The 2,296-nt window shown below is 72.5% G+C and carries 1 protein-coding gene; it reads right to left on the bottom strand.

Annotation, left to right across the window (positions count from 1 at the left end; all coding sequences use genetic code 11):
* Positions 1-2,296 (bottom strand): condensation domain-containing protein (locus ACIOJE_RS41210; RefSeq protein WP_400783825.1); only part of this gene is annotated, 2,296 nt, incomplete at both ends.

Genomic DNA, 2,296 nt, shown 5'->3' with positions numbered 1-2,296 from the left:
ACGGCGCTCTCGGCCCCCACGCCCTCGGCGGCCAGGCGCCGGGCGAGCGCGCTGGCCCGCCCGTCCAGCTCGGTGTAGGTGAGTTCGGTGTCCCCGCACACGACGGCGACGGCGTCGGGGGTCCGTGCGACCTGGGCGGCGAACAGCTCGGGCAGCGTGCCTGTCACCGGCTCGGTGGCGGTGCCGTTCCAGTCGGTGAGGATCCGCTGCCGTTCCTGCGGGTTGAGGACCTCGATGCGTCCGAGGGGGCTGTCCGGGGCCGTTTCGAGCGCGTCGACCAGTCCTTCGAGGGCGGTGTGCAGCAGGTCGCACACCCGCTCGGCGTCGATCGGCGCCACCGTCTGAGCGGTGAGGCTGAACCCGGCGCCGAGGTCGTCCACCGACACGGTGAGCGGGTAGTTGGTGTACTCCTGGCTCTGCAGGATCTCGACGCCCGCCAGGCCCGTCGCGGGCGAGGCCCCGGCGCCGGGCGCCTGGCTGTGGCGATAGTTCAGCAGGGCGGTGAAGAGCGGTGCGGAGCCGTCGATCCCGCTGGCCTGCTGGGCGACGGCGAGCGGGGCGTGCTCGTGGACCAGCAGGTCGGCGAGGAGTCCGCGCATGGCGCGCACGGCGTCGGTGACGCTCGCGCCGAGGCCGGGCACCCGGACGGGCAGGGTGTTGATGAACAGGCCGGGGACGCGGTCCGCGCCGGTGCCGGCGTTCATGCGGCCGAACAGGACGGTGCCGAAGACGACGTCGTCCCGGTTGGCGGTGGCGGCGACCACCCGGGCCCAGGCGACGTGGAACGCGGCGGCCGCGCTCACGCCCAGGCGGCGGGCCTGTTCCCTTACCCGGAGGGCGAGTTCGGCATCGACGGTGACGGTTGCCTCGGCGAGGGCGGTGGCGTCGCCGTGTACGTCGAGCAGGCCGAAGGGCGCGGTCGGCTCGACGACATCGCCCAACAGCCCGGTGAAGAACCGCTCGTGCTCCTCGCGGGAGACGCCGAGCCGGGCCTGGGCGACGAACTCGCGGAACGGCACCGGCGCCGGCAGCTCGTCCTGTCGGCCGGCCATGACGGCCTGGATCTCCGCCAGCAGGACTTCGAGCGTGGTGTGGTCGGTGATCAGGTGGTGGCGCTGGAGCAGCAACAGCCAGCGGGCGCTGCCCGGTTCGGCGGCGATCCGGGCGTCGAGCAGCGGTGCGCGGGTGAGGTCCATGGTGGCCGCGCAGCGTGCGGTGAGCGCGGCGATCGGGTCGTCGCCGGTGATCTCGTGCTGCTGGACGGGCAGTTGGGCGTGGCGGGCGACGACCTGGACGGGTTCGGGCAGACCCTGCCAGAGGATGGCGGTGCGCAGGATGTCGTGGCGGTCGATGACGTGCTGGAGCGCGCCGAGGAACGCGTCCAGCAGTTCGCGGGTGTCGAAGGTCAGGACGGTGGGCGAGATGTAGACGTCGTCCGCGCCCTCGTCCGCCGCTATCAGGTGATGGAAGAGGATGCCTTCCTGGAGCGGGGCCAGGGGGTAGATGTCCGCGATGTTCGGCGCCCCGCCGGGGAAGGTCGCGGTGATCCGGTTGATCTCCTCGGTGGTGAGGTCGACCAGCGGCAGCATCGCGGGGGTGATCTCCTGCGCGTCGGCCGGGATGAGGTTCGGCGGCGCCGCCACCTCGGAGGTGCCGGCGGCGGCGAGGGCGAGACCGGCGACGGTGGGGGTCTCGAACAGCGCGCGGATGTCGATCTGCACGCCCCGGGCGTGCAGGCGCTCGACCAGGGTGACGGCGAGGAGGGAGTGCCCGCCGAGAGCGAAGAAGCTGTCGTCCAGGCCGACTTGGGAGACGCCGAGGACCTGGGCGAAGACCTCGCAGAGCAGCGACTCGCGCGGCGTCGAGGGCGCCCGGTAGGCGGTGCCGGTGGCGAGGTCGGGTGCGGGGAGGGCGCGGCGGTCGAGCTTGCCGTTGACGGTCAGCGGTAGCGCGTCGAGGACGACGATCGCTGCCGGGACCATGTATTCGGGGAGGGTGGCGGCGAGGTGGGCTCGTACGGCTGCTTCGTCCAACGCGCCCGTCGGGACGGTGTAGGCGATGAGGCGTTTGTCGCCGGGGGTGTCTTCGCGGAGGAGGACGGTGGCTTGGGCGACGGTGGGGTGGGAGGCCAGTGCCGCTTCGATTTCGCCGAGTTCGATGCGGAAGCCGCGGAGTTTGATCTGGTGGTCGGTGCGGCCGGCGTATTCGAGTTGGCCGTGGTGGTTCCACTTGGCGAGGTCGCCGGTGCGGTACATGCGGCTGCCGGGGGTGCCGTGGGGGTCGGCGGTGAAGCGTT

Origin of the sequence: Kitasatospora sp. NPDC087861 (genome assembly GCF_044742585.1) — a bacterium.
Taxonomy (GTDB): Bacteria; Actinomycetota; Actinomycetes; order Streptomycetales; family Streptomycetaceae; genus Kitasatospora.
Note: the sequence above shows the minus strand (reverse complement) of the source record. Positions and strands in the feature narration are given on the sequence as shown.